The following is a 19,042-nucleotide window of genomic DNA, read 5'->3' as shown; positions in this document are numbered from 1 at the left end:
CAGCAGAGTTGAATGATGGCCCTGAAAATTCGCAGGTTGGTGCCCCGATTGTTAGTCGCGATAGCGCTCACTGTTTCGGTGCTGGCGCTGAGTTTCGCGCAGTACCCCGTTGCGCCGGGATTGCGCAATGTCACCGTGTTGATCGTTCGTCATGCGGAAAAGCCTGATGTAGGCAGAGGACTCAATGCTCGAGGCGAGCAACGCGCGGTTGCCTATGCCGACTATTTCACCCCGTTGAAACTGGCGGGCGAAACACTTACGCCCCAGCGCCTGATCGCGGCCGGCGATACCGCTGAGAGTGCCCGCTCGCGCTTGACCCTGACCCCGCTGGCCGAGCGCCTGCAGTTGCCCATCGAGCAGCCTTACGACAATGGCGACTTTGAGCAACTGGTCAAAACGCTGCGCAAGAGCAATCAGGCGCATACGCTGTTGATCGCCTGGCATCACGGTCACATCAATAAGCTGATCGCGGAGTTCGGCGGCGATGGTCCGGCACTCACTGGCCGGCCAAAGTGGCCGGATAACGTCTACGACTGGCTTATCGTGCTGCGCTTCGATGACAAGGGGCGTCTGATCCAGTCGCAAAGTCAGAAAATTCAGGAGCATCTGCTGCCGGGCGACCTCCAAGGCGCGTCCGGCGGCTGACGTCTGCGCAACAGCGTTTAGCGCACCTGCACCACCACCTTGCCCACCGCTTTTCGCTGGCCAAGATCATTGATCGCCTGCGCCGCATTGCTCAGCGGATACACCTGCGACACCAACGGTTTTAACTTGCCTTCGGCAAACCAGCCGAACAACTGCTGGAAGTTCGCTGCGTTGTCTTGCGGCTGGCGCTGGGCGAAGGAGCCCCAGAACACGCCGACCACCGCTGCGCCCTTGAGCAGGGCGAGGTTGACTGGCAGTTCGGGAATGCGGCCGCTGGCGAAGCCGACGACCAAGAGGCGGCCGTTCCAGGCGATGGCGCGCACGGCTTGATCAAAAAGATCGCCGCCGACCGGGTCATAGATCACATCAGCGCCTTGGCCGTCGGTGAGGCGTTTGATTTCGTCCTTGAGGCTGGTTTCGCTGTAGTTGATCAGTTCGTCGGCGCCGGCTGCCTTGGCCACCGCGAGTTTTTCCGCACTGCTGGCAGCGGCGATGACGCGGGCGCCCATGGCTTTGCCGATTTCCACGGCAGCCAGACCGACACCGCCGGATGCACCGAGCACCAGCAGGGTTTCGCCCGGTTGCAGGTTGGCGCGTTGCTTGAGCGCGTGCATCGAGGTGCCGTAGGTCATGCTGAATGCGGCGGCAGTGTTGAAGTCCATCGACGGCGGAATCGGCAGTACGTTGTAGCCCGGCACCGCGACTTGCTCGGCGAAACTGCCCCATCCGGTCAGGGCCATGACCCGGTCGCCAACCTTCAGATGACTGACCTTTTCGCCGACGGCGCTGACCACGCCGGCCGCTTCACCGCCCGGGGAGAACGGGAAGGGCGGCTTGAATTGGTATTTGCCCTCGATGATCAGCGTGTCCGGGAAGTTGACCCCGGCGGCATGCACCTCCAGCAGGATTTCGTTCTTCTTGGCGACAGGACTGGCGACGTCTTCCAGCACCAGCGACTCGGCAGGGCCGAAGGCTTTGCACAGCACGGCTTTCATCAGGGCTATTCCTTTGGGAGTGATGGCCGATAAGTGTAGGTGTGTCAGTCAACGGGTCAACGAGCATACCCGGCCCTGATAGTCAGCCATAAGCTTGTGCTTGCGCGGCGGGCCGTTATGCTAGGCCGCAAACCGGATAAGGAGCGAATTGTGAAAGCGTGGATCATGTTGTTGCTGGCCCTGTCTCTGCCTGTGGCAGCGCTGGCCGAAGAAGCCAAAGAAGGCGAGGCGCCGAAGGTCAACTACATCACCCTGAGCCCGCCGTTCGTGGGCAACTACGGGTTGGACGGCACGCCAAAACTGAAGGTCTACAAGGCCGACGTGGCGCTGCGCGTAACGGGTGAAGAGGCGACCAAACTGGTCAAGGCCAACGAGCCGCTGATCCGCAATCAACTGGTGGCGCTGTTCGCCCAGCAAACCACCGAGGCGATGGGCAGCATCGATGGCAAGGAAAAACTGCGTCAGGAAGCGCTGAAGCAGACTCAGCAAGTGATGAATGACGAGACCGGTAAACCGGTGGTTGAGGATCTGTTGTTCAATAACCTGATCATTCAGTAAACCATCGCCTCGCCGCTGTTCAAGACGCCAGGCTCTTGCGGAATCGCAGCAGGGCAATGACGAAGAACAGCAGGCCGATGGCCGTCAGCGCCAGCAAGTCCGGCCAGACCACGCTCAGCCCGGCGTCGCGAAACAGTATCGCGGCGCTGAGGCTGACAAAGTGCGTGGAGGGCGAGCCCTGCATGACCCACTGCAACCACTGCGGCATGCTGTCCAGCGGCGTGCTGCCGCCCGACAGCAGCAACATCGGGATGATCACCGGAATGGCCAGCAGGCCGAACTGTGGCGTCGAGCGCGCCAGGGTCGCCAGGAAGATACCCAGTGCGGTACTGGCAAACAGATAAACCGCAGTCACCAGCAAAAACAGGCTCATCGAGCCCGACAAAGGCACGCCCAGTGCCCCTTTGACGACCACCTCCAGCGACAGCCAGGTGCACACCACCACCACCAGCAGGTTGCTCCATATTTTCGCCAGCATGATTTCCATCGCCGTCAGCGGCAGCACCAGCAAGTGGTCGAGGGTGCCGTGTTCGCGTTCGCGCAGCAGTGCCGTGCCGGTCAGGATGATGGCCAGAATGGTGATGTTGTTGACGATCTGAATCACCGCCAGAAACCAGCCTCCCTCAAGGTTGGTGTTGAACAGGGCGCGACTGACCAGTGTCACCGGGGCCTGGGTCGCGGCTTCGCTCTGCCCGCCATAGGCCTGCAGTTCACGCTGGAATATCCGGCTGATGTAGCCGGCGCCCATGAACGCCTGGCTCATGGCCGTGGCGTCCACATTGACTTGAATGGCCGGTTGGCGTCCGGCAAGCAGATCGGTTTGAAAGCGCGCCGGGATGTTGATGACGAACGTGTACTGGCCGCTGTCCATGACGGGGTCCAGTTGCGCATAAGGCAGCAGCACCGGTGTCTGGAACTCCGGCGGTTGCAGCGCCTGAGCCAGTTGGCGCGAAAGGGCGCTGTGGTCTTCGTCGACGATGGCCACGCTGGCGTTGTGTACGCCGATCACCGAACCGGCGGCCGGCATGTAGATCGCCACGGTGAACGCGTAGAACAGGAACAGCAGCAACACGCTGTCGTGGCGCAGACTGGTGAGCTCTTTGAGTCCCAGGCGCAGGATGTGCGCAAACTTGTGCATCAAACCTCCTGCTTCTTCAGCATGACCAGGCTCAGCCCGGTGAACCCGACAAAGAACCCGAACAAGGCCAGACATTGCGGCCAGAGCTGTCGCAGATTCAGCGCTTTGGTAAACGTGCCCACCGCGATGTCGAGGAAATGGCCGGCCGGAAACAGCATCCCCATGACCGCCGCCGCCCCTTCGAGCGAAGAGCGCGGCACGATCAGCCCGGAAAACTGGATGGTCGGCAGGCTGGTGATGATCATGGTGCCGAGGATCGCGGCGATTTGCGTGCGGGTGAAGGCCGAGATCAGCAGGCCCATGCTGGTGGTCGCCAGCACGTACAGCAAGCCGCCGAACGCCAGTGTCAGCAGGCTGCCCTTGAACGGCACGCCGAACAGCCAGCGGTTCATCGCCACCAGCACGGCGAGGTTGACCAGACTCACCAGCAGGTACGGTGCCTGTTTGCCCAATAGAAACTCCAGGCGCGTCAGGGGTGTGGCGTAGAAGTTGGTGATCGATCCCAGCTCTTTCTCACGCACGATACCGAGCGCGGTCAGCATCGCCGGAATGAACGCCAGGATCAGCGCCATGACCCCGGGGCCGATGGCGTTGACGCTGACCACATCCTGGTTGTAACGAAAGCGGGTTTGCAGGCTGGCGGCCGGTTGGCGGCTTAACGCGGGACTGCTCTGTTCGGCCAGTTGTTGAAGATTGGCCAGATGCACGGCTTCGACGTAGTTGCGACTGGTTTCCGCGCGAAACGGCATGCCGCCATCCAGCCACGCTGCCACTTCGGGCTGGCGCCCGGCGTAGAGGTCACGGCCGAAGCCGGGCGGGATCTCCAGCGCCAGTTTGATTTCCGAGCGTTGCAATCGTCGATGCAGCGCTTGGGCGTCGTGAATGGTTGGCTGTTCCTCGAAGTAGCGCGAGCCGCGAAAGGCTTCCAGATAAGCCCGGCTCTGCGGCGTTTGATCCTGGTCATAAACGGCGAACGCGAGGTTTTCGACGTCCAGGGAGATCCCGTAGCCGAAAATCACCATCATGAAAATCGCCCCCGCCAGCGCAAACACCATGCGTACCTTGTCGCGCAGCAACTCCTTGCCTTCGCGACTGGCCACCGCCAACAGGCGACCGAGGCTCAAACCTTGCTGCTTGACCGGCTCAGTCGCGGCCGCTGGTGCCATTGGCGGTTCGGCCACGGGGCGTGATTCGGCCGTGCCCTGGGCCTGTTCCAGGCAGGTCACGAAGGCCGCTTCCAAAGTGTCGCCGGCGAACTGACGTTGCAGCGCGGCCGGCGTGTCGCAAGCCAATACTTTGCCTGCGTGCATCAGCGAGATGCGGTCGCAGCGCTGGGCTTCGTTCATGAAGTGGGTCGACAGGAAAATCGTCACGCCTTGATCGCGGGACAACTCGATCAGCAACCGCCAGAAGTCGTCGCGTGCCGCGGGGTCGACGCCTGAGGTCGGCTCATCGAGGATCAGCACTTCCGGGCGATGCAACACCGCCACCGCCAGCGAAAGGCGTTGCCGCAGCCCCAACGGCAGTGCGCCGGACGGTTGGTCAGCGACGCCGAGCAGATTGAAGCGCTGGATCAGCCCGTCAATGCGCTTCGCACTCTCGGTTTTGGGCAAGTCGAACAACCGGGCGTGCAGGTCGAGGTTCTGCCGCACACTGAGTTCGCCGTACAGCGAAAAGCTCTGGGACATGAACCCGACCCGCTTGCGCGTGCCCAGATCCTTAGCGTTCACCGGGTTGCCCAGCAGCGTCGCGCTGCCTTCGCTCGCCGGCATCAGCCCGGTCAGGACTTTCATGGTGGTGGTCTTGCCGCAGCCGTTGGAGCCGAGAAAGCCGAAAATCTCGCCGCGACCGATGGCGAAGCTGACGTGGTCCACCGCTGTGAAGTCGCCGAAACGCAGGGTCAGGTCATGGGCTTCGATGGCGATGTCGGTGTTGCCATCGGTGCGGGGCGCAATCACCAGCGGCTCAGCATCGTGATCGCTGTCGCCCTGAAAATGAGTAAAGGCGTCATCGAGTTTGCCGCTCGGAGTGACAGCTGCCAGTTCATGGCTCAGACCGGTGGCGATCAACTTGCCGCCATCGAGCATCAAGCACTGTTCGAACTGTTCGGCTTCCTCCATGTAGGCCGTGGCCACCAGCAGGGTCAATTGCGGGCGCTGGCGTCGCACATCGTCGATCAGTTCCCAAAAACGCCGGCGCGAGAGTGGATCGACGCCGGTGGTCGGCTCATCGAGGATCAGCAGATCCGGTTCATGAATCAGCGCGCAGCACAGCCCCAGCTTCTGCTTCATGCCGCCGGACAACTTGCCGGCCGGGCGATCGGCGAATTTCAGCAGATCCGTGGCGAGCAGCAGGTTGTGCATGCGTTGCTCGCTTTCGGCATTCGACAGGCCAAAGAGTGTGGCAAAGAACTGAATGTTCTCCGTGATCGACAGTTCGGGATACAAGTTGCCGCCCAGCCCCTGAGGCATGAAGGCGATGCGTGCATAGAGCGTGTTGCGATGGTGGCGATCCTGAATCGGGCCGCCCAGGACGTCCAGTTGGCCTTGCTGCAGGGCTTTTACGCCGGCGATCAGTCCCAGCAGACTGGACTTGCCCGCGCCATCGGGGCCGATCAGCCCGCAACGGGTGCCGACCGGCAGGCTGAAGGCAATGTCGCTCAACGCCTGCTGTTTACCGTAGCGGTGGACGATACCGGTCGCCTGAACCGCGCAGTTGCTCATTGCAAATTGGCCGGCCAGGCCATCGGCGCGGTGCGCACATAGCCGGCACCGGGCATGCCGGGTTTGGCCTGCGGCACGGCGCTGGGTTGCACCAGTTGCAGCTTGACGCGGAACACCAGTTTTTGCCGCTCGTCGCGGGTCTCGACCTCTTTAGGAGTGAACTGCGATTTGGCGGCAACGAAGCTGATTGTCGCGGGCAACGGCTTGTCTGGCAGGGCATCGAGCAGGACTCGCGCTTCATCGCCCACCGCCAGGCGCCCAGCCACGGAGGCTGACAGGTAGAGATTCATGTATTGGTCGTTAGGGTCGATCAACAACAACACCCGACCGCCAGCCCCCAGCACCTCGCCGGGCTCGGCCATGCGCAACTGGATCACTCCGTCGATGGGGGCGCGCAAGCTGCTGTCATCGATCTCACTGGTCAACTGCGCCACTTGCGCCTGCGCCGCCCCGATCGCCGCACCCACCGCAGACACTTGGGCCCGGGCTGCGTTGACGGCGGCGTTACCGGTGCCGATGCGTGATTGCAACTGATCGATGACCTGGGCGCTGACGTAACCGTGCTTGAACAGCGATTGGGATCGGCCAATCTCTTGCTGGGCCAGCAGCAACTCACTCTGGCGCAATTGCACGTTGGCCTGCGCGGCGTTGAGGTTTTCCCGGGCGCGCAAGACTTCGGCTTCGGCCTGGTTGCGCTCGGCCTCGAGGGTGCGGGTGTCCATGCGGGCGAGCAGTTGCCCTTTGCTGACCTTGTCGCCTTCATCGACCAGCACCTCGGCCAGGCGGCCGGGCGTCTTGCTGGCGATCTGCACCTCGGTGGCTTCCAGTCGTCCATTGCCCAGCGAAAGGCCTTCGGGCATGCGGTTGCTTACCGAAAGCCAGTAACCGAAGCCACCCGCTCCCGCCAGCAGAACCAGGAGAGCCCCGGCGTATATGAGTGAAGATCGGCTGTGCGTTGGCATGAGGGCATCCTGCGGCTGTTGCGTCCAGTCTGACGGTTCAAGCGACGGCGTCGCTTGATGTCAGTCAAATGAGCGCCAAGCCTAGCCCCTTTTGTGAGTAAAGAACGGTGACCGAAGAGTTCTCAGCGCAATCCGAGTACCGCAGCCCATTGCTGGGGTGTGACGGGCATGACTGACAGGCGACTGCCTTTTTGCACCAGCGGCATTTCGGCCAGTGCGGTCTGCTGCTTGAGGTAGTCCAGCTTCAAGACCCGGGAAAATGTTTCGACATGGGAGACATCAATCGCGCTCCAGGCGTTTTTCTCTGGTGTGGCCTTCGCATCGAAGTAATGACTCTCCGGCTCCAGAGCCGTCGGATCGGGGTAGGCCGCTTGAATGATTTTGCCAATCCCGGCAATGCCCGGCTCAGGGCAACTGGAATGGTAGAAAAAGAACTCATCGCCCACTGCCATCGCCCGCAGGAAGTTGCGCGCCTGATAGTTGCGCACACCGTCCCAGCGCGCTTTGCCGAGTTTCTCCAAGCCTTTGATTGAGAGTTCGTCGGGCTCGGATTTCATCAGCCAATAGGCCATGTGTTTTTCTCCTGGCGGAATGGGTGGGCAAGTTGTCGGGCAATTTTATGACAAACCGACGGTCGGTTGACGTCAGCGTTTGCGCACAGGTTCACGTTGCCGCAAAATGCCGGCCTTTAAAGCTTGACGCTGCTGCACGGCCTACGAACGGAAACCGCTGCTGTCATCGTGATGATGTGCCTTGAGGGGGGCAATCGATGAAACGCAAACCGGATTTGCTATGGACTTTGGTTATTTTGTTTGGCTTGGGCGTCGTGACCACCGGTTACGCGCAGAGCCTTTGGACCAACAAGGCCGACGCTCCAATCGAAGTCGCGCAACAGGTTCAACAGTCGACCGCGTTCAAACGCTGAAACTGTCTTTTCGACGCCGCTGATCTGCGCGGCGTCTATCGCGCGAAATACCATGCCTTGTCAGTGACCGTGCCTTGCAACGGTACATCCCAGCTCGCCTGCGCCAATCGTTCGACTTTCTGACATTCATGGGCAAGCCCCAGCAGCGTCGGCTTGCGCCAGTTCTTGCGCCGCGCCAGATACGCGAGGCTGCGATCATAGAAGCCGCCGCCCATTCCCAGTCGACCACCGACGTCGTCGAATCCCACCAGCGGCAATAACACCAGATCCAGTGTCCAGATCTTGCGCTGGCGAGCCAGATTGGCGCGCGGCTCGAGAATGCGGAAGCGATTGGGTTTGAGTTTTTCGCCGGGACAGATGCGCTGGAAAACCATTTTGGTGCGTGGCCAGGCGCTGAGCACCGGCAGGTACGTGGCCTTGCCCCGACGCTGCGCTTCACGCAGCAGCAGGCGTGGGTCGATTTCACCGTCGGTGGGCAGGTACAGGGAAATGTGTTTTGCCCGGCGAAAGTGCGGGTCTTGCGCCAGTTGCCGGAACAAGCCTTTGGCGGCCTGACGTTGTTCGCCCGGTGTCAGTGAGCGGCGCGCCTTGCGCAGCAGGCGGCGGAGTTGCGGGCGGGGCAGTAGCGCGGGTTCGGTCATGGTTCGGCTTCGGCAGGTTGGACGAAAACGTACGCATAAAAAATCCGATGTCGGCATGAACCGACATCGGATTCGAATCAGGCTCCCCGGATGAACCGCTGTCAACTTAGCCCTTGAACCCGAAAGTTCAAGGTGGAAGATGCAGTAGACTTTAAGGCTTTCCGTCTGGCGGACATGCACACCAGCCCAACGTGCAACTTCCAGGGTAGTGCGAATCGGCTCAGGGACATCGTCAACTGGCAAGCACCCCAGGGAGTGCGGCGAGTATACCTCAAGCGGTCTGGCGAATCAGCCTTTGCTGACGTCCGGATCGTCGGCCAGCACCAGATCGACACGATCGAGCAAGTCGCGTACCTGTTCACGGGTCGAGCCGCTGGCCTGAATATCCGGGCGCTCTTCTTTGTGCAATAGATCGTGCGTGATGTTCAGCGCAGCCATCACGGCAATGCGGTCGGCACCGATGACTTTGCCGCTGCTGCGGATCTCGCGCATTTTGCCGTCCAGGTAGCGTGCGGCACTGACCAGATTGCTGCGTTCTTCCTGCGGGCAGATGATCGAATATTCTTTGTCGAGGATCTGCACGGTAACGCTATTGCTTGAACTCATGAGTCTTGCTCCAGGGCCTTGAGGCGCGAAATCATCGATTCGACCTTACGCCGGGCGATTTCGTTTTTTTCAATGAGGTGAGCGCGTTCCTCGCGCCAGGTCTTTTCCTGAGCAAGTAAGAGTGTATTTTGACTCTTTAGTTGCTCGACTCGGGTAATCAGTCTTTCGAGTCTGGCCATCAGCGCTTGCAGGTCGGTGTCTTCCATTGGGGTTCACTGAGTTCGTGTCTGACGGGAGGTGACAGCCGGACAGCCTTTAATAGTCTTGGCGAGTCTGTCGATGTAGGATACAAGGCCTTCATTCTAGACATAGCGCCGTCTGGCGCCTAGCTGCCCATGACCATTGCCAATTCCCCGTACCAAGCTTTTGCCACCCTGCTGACTGCCAGCGGCCACAACGTCTCGCCTGCCGAACTGCATGGCCTGCTGCTCGGACGCAGTTGCGCCGGTGCCGGCTTCAATGCCGAAGAGTGGCTGATCGATGCCGCCGAACTGCTGGAAAGCGAGCCCCAGGACAACGTCCGCAACGCCCTGATCGGCCTGCAAGAGATGGTCAAGGGTGAGTTGACCGGCGACGACGTGACGGTCGTTCTGCTGCTGCCAACCGACGATGCCCCACTCGCTGACCGCGCTGCTGCACTGGGCCAATGGTGCCAGGGTTTCCTCAGCGGTTTCGGCCTCAACTGCCGCGACAGCAGCATGCTCAGCACAGAAGCCACCGAAGTGCTGCAGGATCTGGCAGCCATTTCCCAGGTGCAAGATGCCCTGGAAGAATCCGAAGACGGCGAGACCGACTACATGGAAGTCATGGAGTATCTGCGCGTTGCGCCGCTGCTGCTGTTCTCGGAAACCAAGAAAGCCGACGTGCCGCCAGCCGCCAAGCCGTCGCTGCATTAATCGCGTGCCAGGGAAAGCCATCTGCCCATGACCCATATCCCGAAAGCGGAATACAGCCGTCGCCGCAAGGCCTTGATGGCGCAGATGGAACCCAACAGCATCGCGATCCTGCCTGCCGCCGCAGTTGCCATCCGCAACCGCGACGTCGAGCACGTCTACCGTCAGGACAGCGATTTTCAATACCTCAGCGGGTTCCCCGAACCTCAGGCCGTGATCGTCCTGATGCCCGGCCGCGAGCATGGCGAATACGTGCTTTTCTGCCGTGAACGCAACGCCGAACGCGAATTGTGGGACGGCTTGCGCGCCGGCCAGGAAGGCGCGATCCGCGACTTCGGTGCCGACGACGCATTCCCGATCACCGACATCGACGACATCCTGCCGGGCCTGATCGAAGGCCGCGACCGGGTGTATTCGGCGATGGGGAGCAACCCGGAATTTGATCGGCACCTGATGGACTGGATCAACGTGATCCGCTCCAAGGCGCACCTAGGCGCCCAGCCGCCGAACGAATTCGTTGCTTTGGATCATCTGCTGCACGACATGCGCCTGTATAAATCGGCGGCAGAAGTGAAGGTGATGCGCGAAGCGGCACGAATCTCGGCCCAGGCTCACATTCGTGCAATGCAGGCCAGCCGCGCCGGGCTCTACGAATACAGCCTCGAAGCCGAGCTCGATTACGAATTCCGCAAGGGCGGGGCGAAAATGCCGGCCTACGGCTCGATCGTCGCCGCCGGGCGCAACAGCTGCATCCTGCATTACCAGCAGAATGACGCACTGCTCAAGGGTGGCGATCTGGTGCTGATCGACGCCGGTTGCGAGATCGACTGCTATGCCAGCGACATCACCCGCACCTGGCCGGTCAACGGCAAGTTTTCGCCTGAGCAGAAAGCGATTTACGAATTGGTATTGGCTTCGCAGGAAGCCGCGTTCGCCGAAATCGCCCCGAACAAGCACTGGAATCAGGCGCACGAAGCCACAGTACAAGTGATCACCACCGGGCTGGTGAAGCTGGGGCTGCTGCAAGGCGACGTCGACGAGTTGATCGCGACGCAAGCCTATAAAGCCTTTTACATGCACCGCGCCGGCCACTGGCTGGGCATGGATGTGCACGACGTTGGCGAGTACAAGGTCGGCGGTGAATGGCGCGTGCTGGAAGTCGGCATGGCGCTGACCGTGGAACCGGGCATCTACATCGCCCCGGACAATCAGAACGTAGCGAAGAAATGGCGTGGCATTGGCGTACGCATCGAGGACGACGTGGTAGTGACCAAGAGTGGCTGTGAAATCCTGACCCACGGCGTACCGAAAACCGTCGCCGACATCGAAGCGCTGATGGCCCAAGCACGGACACACGCAGCATGAGTCGAGTCAATCTGGCAATCATCGGTGGCGGCCTGGTCGGTGCCAGTCTGGCATTGGCCCTGCAGGCCGGAGCCAAGGCCCGCGGCTGGAAAATCGTCCTGATCGAACCGTTCGCCCCCGGCGACAGTTGGCAGCCAAGCTATGACGCGCGCTCGTCGGCGCTGTCCTTCGGTTCGCGGCAAATCTACCAACGGTTGGGCGTTTGGCAGGAAATCTCCCGCCGTGCCGAGCCGATCAAACAGATTCATGTGTCTGACCGTGGGCGCTTCTCCACCGCGCGTTTGTCGGCGATGGAAGAGGGCGTGCCGGCGCTCGGTTACGTGGTGGAAAACGCCTGGCTCGGCCAGTGCCTTTGGCAGCACATTGATAAAGAAGTGATCAGTTGGCGCTGCCCGGCGGAGGTCACCCGTATGGAGCCGCTGCCCGATGGCTATCGCCTGACCCTCAACGATGAAACCACCCTTGAATGCGACCTCGCGGTGTTGGCCGATGGCGGTCGCTCGGGCCTGCGCGAGCAATTGGGCATCAACGTGCGCAAGCGTCCGTACAACCAGAGCGCGCTGATCGCCAACATCACCCCGAGCGAAGCGCATAACGGCATGGCCTTCGAGCGCTTCACCGATGAAGGTCCGATGGCGCTGCTGCCACTGCCGGAAAACCGCTGCGCTCTGGTCTGGACCCGTCTGGGCATGGACGCGCAACGTCTGGCTGACTTGAGCGAGCGCGATTTCCTCAGTGAATTGCAGGGCGTGTTCGGTTATCGCCTCGGCACGTTGAAGCAGGTCGGCGCGCGACATTTGTATCCGCTGTCGCTGGTGGAGGCCGAAGAGCAGGTGCGCTCGCATTTGGCCGTGCTCGGCAACGCTGCGCACAGCCTGCATCCAATTGCCGGGCAGGGCTTCAACCTGTCTTTGCGTGATGCCGATGCCTTGGCTGCCGCCTTGCTCGGCAGTGACAAACCGCTGGGCGACTTCGCCACGTTGCAGGCGTACCGCGAGCGTCAGCGTCTGGATCAAGACCTGACTGTCGGCTTCTCCGATCAGGTCACGCGTTTGTTCGGCAGTTCCCAGCCGCTGGTCTCGCTAGGTCGCAACATCGGTTTGCTCGGACTTGATCTGCTGCCACCGGCCAAGCGCTGGTTCGCCCGTCAGGCCATGGGCCTTGGAACGCGTCCTGATGCTTAACTGGTTGATCCGTTCGTTCGGCAAGGCACGATTGATGCGCTGGGTGATGACGCTCTACCCGCCCTACTTCGGTGCCGGTGTGCGCGTGCGGCACATCAGCGATGACTTTCGCGACGTTCAGGTGTCGATGGGGCTGGGCTGGTACAACCGCAATTACGTGGGCACCCAGTTCGGTGGCAGCCTGTATTCGATGGTCGATCCGTTCTTCATGCTGATGCTGATGGAAAACCTAGGGTCGCGTTACATCGTCTGGGACAAGGCGGCCGACATCGATTTCATTGCGCCGGGCAAAGGCACGGTGTTCGCCCGGTTCAACATCGACGACACCTTGCTCGACGAGATCCGGCGACAGACCGCCAATGGCGAGAAATACCTGCCGCAGTTGCAGGTCGACATTCATGACGGCGCCGGCAATCTTGTGGCGCGGGTCGGTAAAACCCTTTACGTGCGGCTCAAGCCGCAAGCGAGACAGGCTTAAAGCATGGAAATGCGCGCAGATCTGCTGATTGTCGGAGCCGGAATGGTCGGCAGCGCCCTGGCGCTGGCGTTGCAGGACAGTGGGCTGGAAGTCCTGCTGCTCGACGGCAGCCCGCTGAGCGTCAAACCGTTCGATGCTCAAGCGCCATTTGAACCGCGTGTCAGCGCGCTATCGGCCGCTAGCCAACGAATTCTCGAGCGCCTCGGCGTATGGGACGGCATCGCCCAGCGGCGCAGCAGCCCATACACCGACATGCATGTCTGGGACGGCAGCGGCACCGGGCAGATTCACTTTTCGGCGAGCAGCGTGCACGCCGATGTGCTTGGCCATATCGTCGAAAACCGCGTGGTGCAGGATGCCTTGCTCGACCGCTTGCATGACTGCGATCTGGGCATGTTGGCCAACGCCCGACTGGAGCAGATGCGCCGTTCGGGTGACGATTGGTTGCTGACCCTGGCCGATGGTCGTCAATTACGCGCGCCGCTGGTGATCGCGGCGGATGGTGCCAACTCGGCGGTGCGCCGCCTGACAGGTGTGGCCACTCGCGAGTGGGATTACCTGCACCACGCCATCGTCACCAGCGTGCGTTGCAGCCAACCGCATCAGATGACCGCGTGGCAGCGCTTTACCGACCACGGGCCGCTGGCGTTTCTGCCGCTGGAGCGTGATGGGCAGCAGGATTGGTGCTCGATCGTGTGGTCGACCACGCCAAGTGAGGCCGAGCGTCTGATGGCGTTGGATCAGGCAGATTTCTGCCGCGAGCTGGAACGCGCCTTTGAAGGTCGACTTGGCGACGTGATCAGTGCTGATCCTCGCCTGTGTGTGCCGCTGCGTCAGCGTCACGCCAAGCGTTATGTGGCCGAAGGCCTGGCGCTGATCGGCGATGCCGCGCACACCATTCACCCATTGGCCGGGCAAGGCGTGAACCTGGGTTTTCTTGATGCGGCGGTGCTGGCTGAAGTCCTGTTGCAAGCGGCGGAGCGCGGCGAGCGTCTGGCCGATGTGAAAGTGCTGAGCCGTTACGAGCGTCGGCGCATGCCACACAATCTGGCGCTGATGGCGGCGATGGAAGGCTTTGAGCGGTTGTTCCAGGCCGATCCATTGCCGGTGCGCTGGTTGCGTAATGCCGGGTTGAAACTGGTCGAGCAGATGCCGGAAGCCAAGGCGCTGTTTGTGCGCGAGGCCCTCGGTTTGACCGGTGATCTTCCGGCCCTCGCCAAGCCCTGAGATTTTCATTGAGGCTACAGGCCTCTTCGCTGGCTCGCTCGCGAAGGGGCTACAACCGACAGCACAAATTACAGGCTGCGCAACATCTGGTAACTCCTTGGGAAAGTGTTCGATTGAGAACCTAAATGTGAGTCCTTATCATTTGGCCCACCTTTTCCGACCGAGAGATCACTCCCATGTTGGCACCCAAGCGTCTTCTGACCGCACTGGCCTTGACCCTGATCGGCACCACCGCCGCCCAGGCCGCTGACGAGGTAGTGGTTTACTCCTCGCGTATCGATGAACTGATCAAACCGGTATTCGATGCCTACACCGCCAAGACCGGGGTGAAGATCAAGTTCATCACCGACAAGGAAGCGCCGCTGATGCAGCGCATCAAGGCCGAAGGCGAAAACGCCACGGCCGACCTGTTGCTGACCGTCGATGCCGGTAACCTCTGGCAGGCCGAGCAGATGGGCATTCTCCAGCCGTTCACTTCCAAAGCCATCGATGCCAACATTCCCGCCCAATACCGCTCGTCCACCCATGCCTGGACCGGCCTGAGCCTGCGCGCACGAACCATCGCCTATTCCACCAAACGGGTGAAACCGGGCGAACTCACCACCTACGAAGCGCTGGCCGACAAAAACTGGGAAGGCCGCCTGTGCCTGCGCACCGCGAAGAAGGTCTATAACCAGTCGCTGACCGCCACCATGATCGAAGTCCATGGCGCAGCGAAGACCGAAGAAATCCTCAAGGGCTGGGTCAATAACCTGTCCACCGACGTCTTCTCCGACGACGTCGCGGTGCTCGAAGCGATCAACGCCGGGCAATGCGATGCTGGCATCGTCAACACTTACTACTACGGCCGTCTGCACAAGCAGAAGCCGGATCTGGCGGTAAAACTGTTCTGGCCGAATCAGGCCGATCGAGGTGTACACGTCAACCTGTCGGGTATCGGTCTGACCCAACATGCGCCGCACCCTGAAGCCGCCAAGGCGCTGGTCGAGTGGATGACCACTCCTGATGCGCAGAAAATTTTCGCTGACGTGAACCAGGAGTTCCCGGCCAACCCGGCGGTGGCGCCGTCCGAAGAAGTCGCAGCGTGGGGCAAGTTCGTGGCTGACACCTTGCCGGTGGAAGTGGCAGGCAAGCGTCAGGCTGAAGCGATTCGGTTGATGGATCGGGCGGGTTGGAACTGAGCTATCTGATGTACGCTCCGCGTGGGAATGCATCCTTCGACGCTGCGCATCGATTCGCTGAAACCATGACGCGGAGCGTCAAAAGATGTGTGCCCACGCAGAGCGTGGGCACAATCATTTAGCCCCTCAGAGAGCCAAAAGTGGCCCACCCCGCCCAACGCCGCTGGTATCCCATCGTCTTCGCCATTGCCGCGCTGGTGCTGTTGCCCCTGAGCGTCCTGCTGCTCTCATGGCAGAGCATCGACCAGCAGATCTGGTCGCACCTGTGGCAAACCCAGATGCCGCGTCTGTTAGGCAACACCCTGACGCTGGTGCTGGGCGTCGGTGTCGGAGTGACGCTGCTCGGCGTCAGCCTCGCCTGGCTCACCAGCCTGTGCGAATTCCCAGGGCGCCGCTGGCTCGACTGGGCGCTGATGTTGCCGTTCGCCATCCCGGCCTACGTGCTGGCGTTTGTCTTTGTCGGCCTGCTTGATTTCGCCGGCCCCGTGCAAACCCTGCTGCGCGAATGGTTCGGCCCGGGCCTGCGACTGCCGCGGGTGCGCTCCACCGGCGGGGTGGTAGTGGTGCTGGTGCTGGTCTTCTATCCCTACGTTTACCTGCTGGCGCGCACCGCGTTCCTCGCGCAGGGCAAAGGGCTGATGGAAGCGGCGCGGGTGCTTGGCCAATCACCGTGGCAAGCGTTCTGGCGCGTGGCGTTGCCGATGGCGCGTCCGGCCATCGGCGCCGGCGTGGCGCTGACGCTGATGGAAACCCTCGCCGATTTTGGCGCGGTGTCGGTGTTCAACTTCGACACCTTCACCACCGCCATCTACAAAACTTGGTACGGCTTCTTCAGCCTGTCGAGCGCTGCGCAACTGGCCAGCCTGTTGCTGCTGGTGGTGATGCTGGTGCTGTATGGCGAGCGCCGAGCGCGGGGGGCGAACCGGGCGGGCAACGAGCGGCCGCGGGTCAAGGCGTTGTATCACTTGCGTGGGTTGAAGGCGTTCGCGGCAATGAGTTGGTGCGGATTGGTTTTCGCCTGTGCGTTCGTCATTCCGCTGTTGCAACTGATCGTCTGGTTCTGGCAGCGCGGACGCTTCGATCTGGATGAGCGCTACGTCGGACTGATCATCCACACCCTGTACCTGGGGGGGATGGCGGCGTTGATTACTGTCAGCGTTGCGTTGTTGCTGGCCTTCGCCCGACGTCTGGCGCCCACCCGTGCGATTCGCTCCGGGGTGAGTCTGGCCAACCTCGGTTACGCCTTGCCAGGGTCGGTGCTGGCGGTATCGATCATGTTGGCGTTCAGTTATCTGGACCGGGAAATGGTGATCCCGCTCTCCGGCTGGCTCGGTGGTGCAGGCAAACCGTTGCTGCTCGGCAGTCTGGCAGCGTTGCTGATGGCGTATCTGGTGCGGTTTATCGCTGTGGCCTATGGCCCGTTGGAAAACAGCCTGGCGCGTATACGGCCCTCTTTGCCCGAAGCGGCACGTAGCCTCGGTGTCAGTGGGCCACGACTGTTTTTCAAAGTGTATCTGCCGTTGTTGTTGCCCGGGACGTTGAGCGCGGCGTTGCTGGTGTTCGTCGATGTGCTCAAGGAAATGCCCGCAACCCTGCTGATGCGCCCGTTTGGCTGGGATACGCTGGCTGTGCGCATCTTTGAAATGACCAGCGAAGGGGAGTGGGCGAGGGCTTCGCTGCCAGCATTGACGCTTGTATTGGTCGGGCTGTTACCGGTCATTGGCTTGATCAGACGTTCTGCACACAGAAACACTTAGTCGTCAGTCCTGAATCATGCGGCTACAATGCGCGGCATTCGGTGCGGATCGTCTGACAGACCCGTTCGCTGAACTCGGCTGAAAGCCTTCTATTTCAAGGCTTGAGCGCCGTGCAGCGGCTGTCCGCACCTTCGCCACGCCCGGAAGGAGAAACCCATGGGACAGCGTACGCCTCTGTATGACCTGCATCTGGCCCTCGGCGCGAAGATGGTCGATTTTGGCGGTTGGGACATGCCACTGCATTACGGCTCGCAGGTCGAGGAGCATCACGAAGTGCGCCGCGATTGCGGGGTGTTCGATGTGTCCCACATGACCGTTATCGACGTTGATGGTCCTCAGGCCAAGGCCTGGCTCCAGCATTTGCTGGCCAACGATGTCGAACGCCTGCACCGCCCCGGCCGTGCGTTGTACAGCACCATGCTCAATGAGCGCGGCGGCATCGTTGACGACATGATCGTCTATCGCCTCGACGACGGTTATCGCCTGGTGGTCAACGCCTCCACCCGCGATCAGGATCTGGCCTGGATGCAGGCGCAGCTGGCCGGGTTCGACGTGCAATTGCACGAACGTTCAGAGCTGGCGATGCTCGCCATTCAAGGCCCGCAGGCCCGGCACAAGATTGCCGAACTGGTGACCCAGTCCCGCGCCACGCTGATCCAGCACCTCAAACCTTTCGAAGCTTACGCTGACGGCGACTGGTTCATTGCCCGCACCGGTTACACCGGTGAGGACGGTCTGGAAATCGCCCTGCCAGCGGATCAGGCGCCAGCGTTTTTCAACGATCTGGTCGGCGCCGGCATTTCCCCGATTGGCCTGGGCGCCCGCGACACCCTGCGCGTTGAAGCCGGGATGAACCTCTACGGTCAGGACATTCATCAAGACGTTTCGCCACTGGCCTCGAACATGGCCTGGAGCATTGCCTGGGAACCGGCATCGCGTCAGTTCATTGGCCGCGCGGCGCTTGAGGCGGAAAAAGCCGCTGGCATTGCGCACAAACTGGTCGGTCTGGTGCTGGAAGAACGTGGTGTTTTGCGCGCTCATCAAGTGGTTCGTATCGCCGATGTTGGCGAAGGGGAGATCACCAGTGGTAGTTTCTCTCCTACGCTAAGCAAATCGATTGCGCTGGCGCGTGTTCCGATGGCCACTGCCGACCGCGCCGAAGTGGAAATCCGTGGCAAGTGGTACCCGGTACGCGTGGTCAAACCGACCTTCGTGCGCCATGGCAAAACTTTGATCTAACCTTTCCGGCGGGCACGACCGCTGATAATTTCCTGAGGACACCGAGCATGAGCAATATCCCCGCTGAACTGCGTTTTGCCGAAAGTCATGAGTGGGCGCGTCTGGAAACCGACGGCACCGTTACCGTGGGCATCAGCGATCACGCGCAGGAAGCGCTGGGCGACGTGGTGTTCGTTGAGCTGACCGAAGTGGGCAAAGTGTTTGCGGCTGAAGATCAGGCCGGTGTGGTCGAATCGGTGAAAGCTGCTTCCGACATCTACGCCCCGATCAGCGGTGAAGTGATTGCCGTCAACGAAGAGCTGAGCGGCTCGCCGGAACTGCTCAACTCCGATCCGTATGGCGCGTGGATCTTCAAGCTCAAGCCAAGCGACACCGCTGATCTGGAAAAACTGCTCGATGCAGCGGCCTACAAGGCTGCCATCGGCGAGTAAGCCAAACGCAATACCCAAAGCCCCGATCCGTCGGGGCTTTTTTGTGGTGCGCCAGGCATGGCGCGTAGCGCCGTGACTGGCGCTGTTCAGCTCA

General features: G+C 61.3%; 20 protein-coding genes and 1 other RNA gene. 12 read left to right on the top strand and 9 right to left on the bottom strand.

The window, feature by feature from the left end:
* Positions 1-15 precede the first annotated feature (15 nt).
* Positions 16-645, top strand: a complete 630-nt coding sequence (locus K5E40_RS11300; protein ID WP_221730926.1) for a flagellar basal body-associated protein FliL — start codon at positions 16-18, stop codon at positions 643-645.
* Between the two features lie 17 nt (positions 646-662).
* Here K5E40_RS11300 and K5E40_RS11295 read toward each other — a convergent pair whose 3' ends face one another.
* Positions 663-1,640, bottom strand: a complete 978-nt coding sequence (locus tag K5E40_RS11295) for an NADPH:quinone oxidoreductase family protein (protein WP_221730797.1) — start codon at positions 1,638-1,640, stop codon at positions 663-665.
* Positions 1,641-1,790: 150 nt separating this feature from the next.
* Between K5E40_RS11295 and K5E40_RS11290 the strand changes: the two genes are divergently transcribed.
* Positions 1,791-2,198, top strand: coding sequence for a flagellar basal body-associated protein FliL (locus tag K5E40_RS11290; RefSeq protein WP_221730796.1), 408 nt, complete (start codon positions 1,791-1,793; stop codon positions 2,196-2,198).
* A 19-nt stretch (positions 2,199-2,217) separates the two neighbouring features.
* Here K5E40_RS11290 and K5E40_RS11285 read toward each other — a convergent pair whose 3' ends face one another.
* From K5E40_RS11285 to K5E40_RS11270, 4 genes are all read right to left on the bottom strand, one after another.
* Positions 2,218-3,336 (bottom strand): ABC transporter permease, encoded by a 1,119-nt coding sequence (locus K5E40_RS11285; RefSeq protein WP_221730795.1) that lies wholly within the window; start codon positions 3,334-3,336, stop codon positions 2,218-2,220.
* Complete coding sequence (gene rbbA / locus K5E40_RS11280) at positions 3,336-6,059, bottom strand: ribosome-associated ATPase/putative transporter RbbA (RefSeq protein WP_221730794.1); 2,724 nt, start codon at positions 6,057-6,059, stop codon at positions 3,336-3,338. Before rbbA ends, K5E40_RS11285 begins: the two co-directional genes overlap by 1 nt.
* Complete coding sequence (locus K5E40_RS11275; protein WP_221730793.1) at positions 6,056-7,021, bottom strand: HlyD family secretion protein; 966 nt, start codon at positions 7,019-7,021, stop codon at positions 6,056-6,058. Before K5E40_RS11275 ends, rbbA begins: the two co-directional genes overlap by 4 nt.
* Before the next feature lie 122 nt (positions 7,022-7,143).
* The gene (locus K5E40_RS11270) at positions 7,144-7,593 is read right to left on the bottom strand and encodes an EVE domain-containing protein (RefSeq protein ID WP_221730792.1); all 450 of its coding nucleotides are present in this window, start codon (positions 7,591-7,593) and stop codon (positions 7,144-7,146) included.
* 197 nt (positions 7,594-7,790) lie between these two features.
* Between K5E40_RS11270 and K5E40_RS11265 the strand changes: the two genes are divergently transcribed.
* A complete protein-coding gene (locus tag K5E40_RS11265) occupies positions 7,791-7,946 on the top strand; it encodes a hypothetical protein (protein WP_221730791.1) in 156 nt (51 codons plus the stop codon).
* 35 nt (positions 7,947-7,981) lie between these two features.
* On the opposite strand, the gene K5E40_RS11260 is transcribed toward K5E40_RS11265, so the two are convergent.
* From K5E40_RS11260 to K5E40_RS11245, 4 genes are all read right to left on the bottom strand, one after another.
* Entirely contained in the window at positions 7,982-8,587 is a 606-nt protein-coding gene (locus tag K5E40_RS11260) for a 5-formyltetrahydrofolate cyclo-ligase (RefSeq protein ID WP_221730790.1), read from the bottom strand.
* Positions 8,588-8,666: 79 nt separating this feature from the next.
* Positions 8,667-8,845, bottom strand: a non-coding RNA gene (gene ssrS / locus K5E40_RS11255) — 6S RNA.
* Between the two features lie 30 nt (positions 8,846-8,875).
* A complete protein-coding gene (locus tag K5E40_RS11250; RefSeq protein ID WP_221730789.1) occupies positions 8,876-9,193 on the bottom strand; it encodes a cell division protein ZapA in 318 nt (105 codons plus the stop codon).
* On the bottom strand, positions 9,190-9,399 hold the full coding sequence (locus K5E40_RS11245; RefSeq protein ID WP_221730788.1) for a TIGR02449 family protein: 210 nt from the start codon (positions 9,397-9,399) through the stop codon (positions 9,190-9,192). Before K5E40_RS11245 ends, K5E40_RS11250 begins: the two co-directional genes overlap by 4 nt.
* Positions 9,400-9,528: 129 nt before the next feature.
* Between K5E40_RS11245 and K5E40_RS11240 the strand changes: the two genes are divergently transcribed.
* From K5E40_RS11240 to gcvH, 9 genes are all read left to right on the top strand, one after another.
* Entirely contained in the window at positions 9,529-10,089 is a 561-nt protein-coding gene (locus K5E40_RS11240) for a YecA family protein (protein WP_221730787.1), read from the top strand.
* Between the two features lie 27 nt (positions 10,090-10,116).
* Positions 10,117-11,451, top strand: a complete 1,335-nt coding sequence (pepP, locus tag K5E40_RS11235) for a Xaa-Pro aminopeptidase (protein WP_221730786.1) — start codon at positions 10,117-10,119, stop codon at positions 11,449-11,451.
* Positions 11,448-12,635: a 2-octaprenyl-6-methoxyphenyl hydroxylase gene (ubiH, locus tag K5E40_RS11230; RefSeq protein ID WP_221730785.1), complete on the top strand. Its 1,188-nt coding sequence runs from the start codon at positions 11,448-11,450 to the stop codon at positions 12,633-12,635. Before pepP ends, ubiH begins: the two co-directional genes overlap by 4 nt.
* Positions 12,628-13,113 carry a DUF4442 domain-containing protein gene (locus tag K5E40_RS11225; RefSeq protein ID WP_221730784.1) on the top strand — a complete coding sequence of 162 codons (486 nt, stop codon included), beginning with the start codon at positions 12,628-12,630 and terminating at the stop codon, positions 13,111-13,113. Before ubiH ends, K5E40_RS11225 begins: the two co-directional genes overlap by 8 nt.
* 9 nt (positions 13,114-13,122) lie before the next feature.
* Positions 13,123-14,340 (top strand): 2-octaprenyl-3-methyl-6-methoxy-1,4-benzoquinol hydroxylase, encoded by a 1,218-nt coding sequence (locus K5E40_RS11220; protein WP_221730925.1) that lies wholly within the window; start codon positions 13,123-13,125, stop codon positions 14,338-14,340.
* Between the two features lie 176 nt (positions 14,341-14,516).
* Positions 14,517-15,521 carry an extracellular solute-binding protein gene (locus K5E40_RS11215; protein ID WP_221730783.1) on the top strand — a complete coding sequence of 335 codons (1,005 nt, stop codon included), beginning with the start codon at positions 14,517-14,519 and terminating at the stop codon, positions 15,519-15,521.
* Between the two features lie 140 nt (positions 15,522-15,661).
* Complete coding sequence (locus tag K5E40_RS11210; protein WP_221730782.1) at positions 15,662-17,278, top strand: iron ABC transporter permease; 1,617 nt, start codon at positions 15,662-15,664, stop codon at positions 17,276-17,278.
* Positions 17,279-17,434: 156 nt separating this feature from the next.
* Entirely contained in the window at positions 17,435-18,517 is a 1,083-nt protein-coding gene (gene gcvT, locus K5E40_RS11205) for a glycine cleavage system aminomethyltransferase GcvT (protein WP_221730781.1), read from the top strand.
* Between the two features lie 47 nt (positions 18,518-18,564).
* Positions 18,565-18,948, top strand: a complete 384-nt coding sequence (gene gcvH / locus K5E40_RS11200) for a glycine cleavage system protein GcvH (protein ID WP_221730780.1) — start codon at positions 18,565-18,567, stop codon at positions 18,946-18,948.
* Positions 18,949-19,042: the final 94 nt, after the last annotated feature.

It is taken from the genome of Pseudomonas baetica, from assembly GCF_019733355.1.
Classification (GTDB): Bacteria; Pseudomonadota; Gammaproteobacteria; order Pseudomonadales; family Pseudomonadaceae; genus Aquipseudomonas; species Aquipseudomonas baetica_A.
Note: the sequence above shows the minus strand (reverse complement) of the source record. Positions and strands in the feature narration are given on the sequence as shown.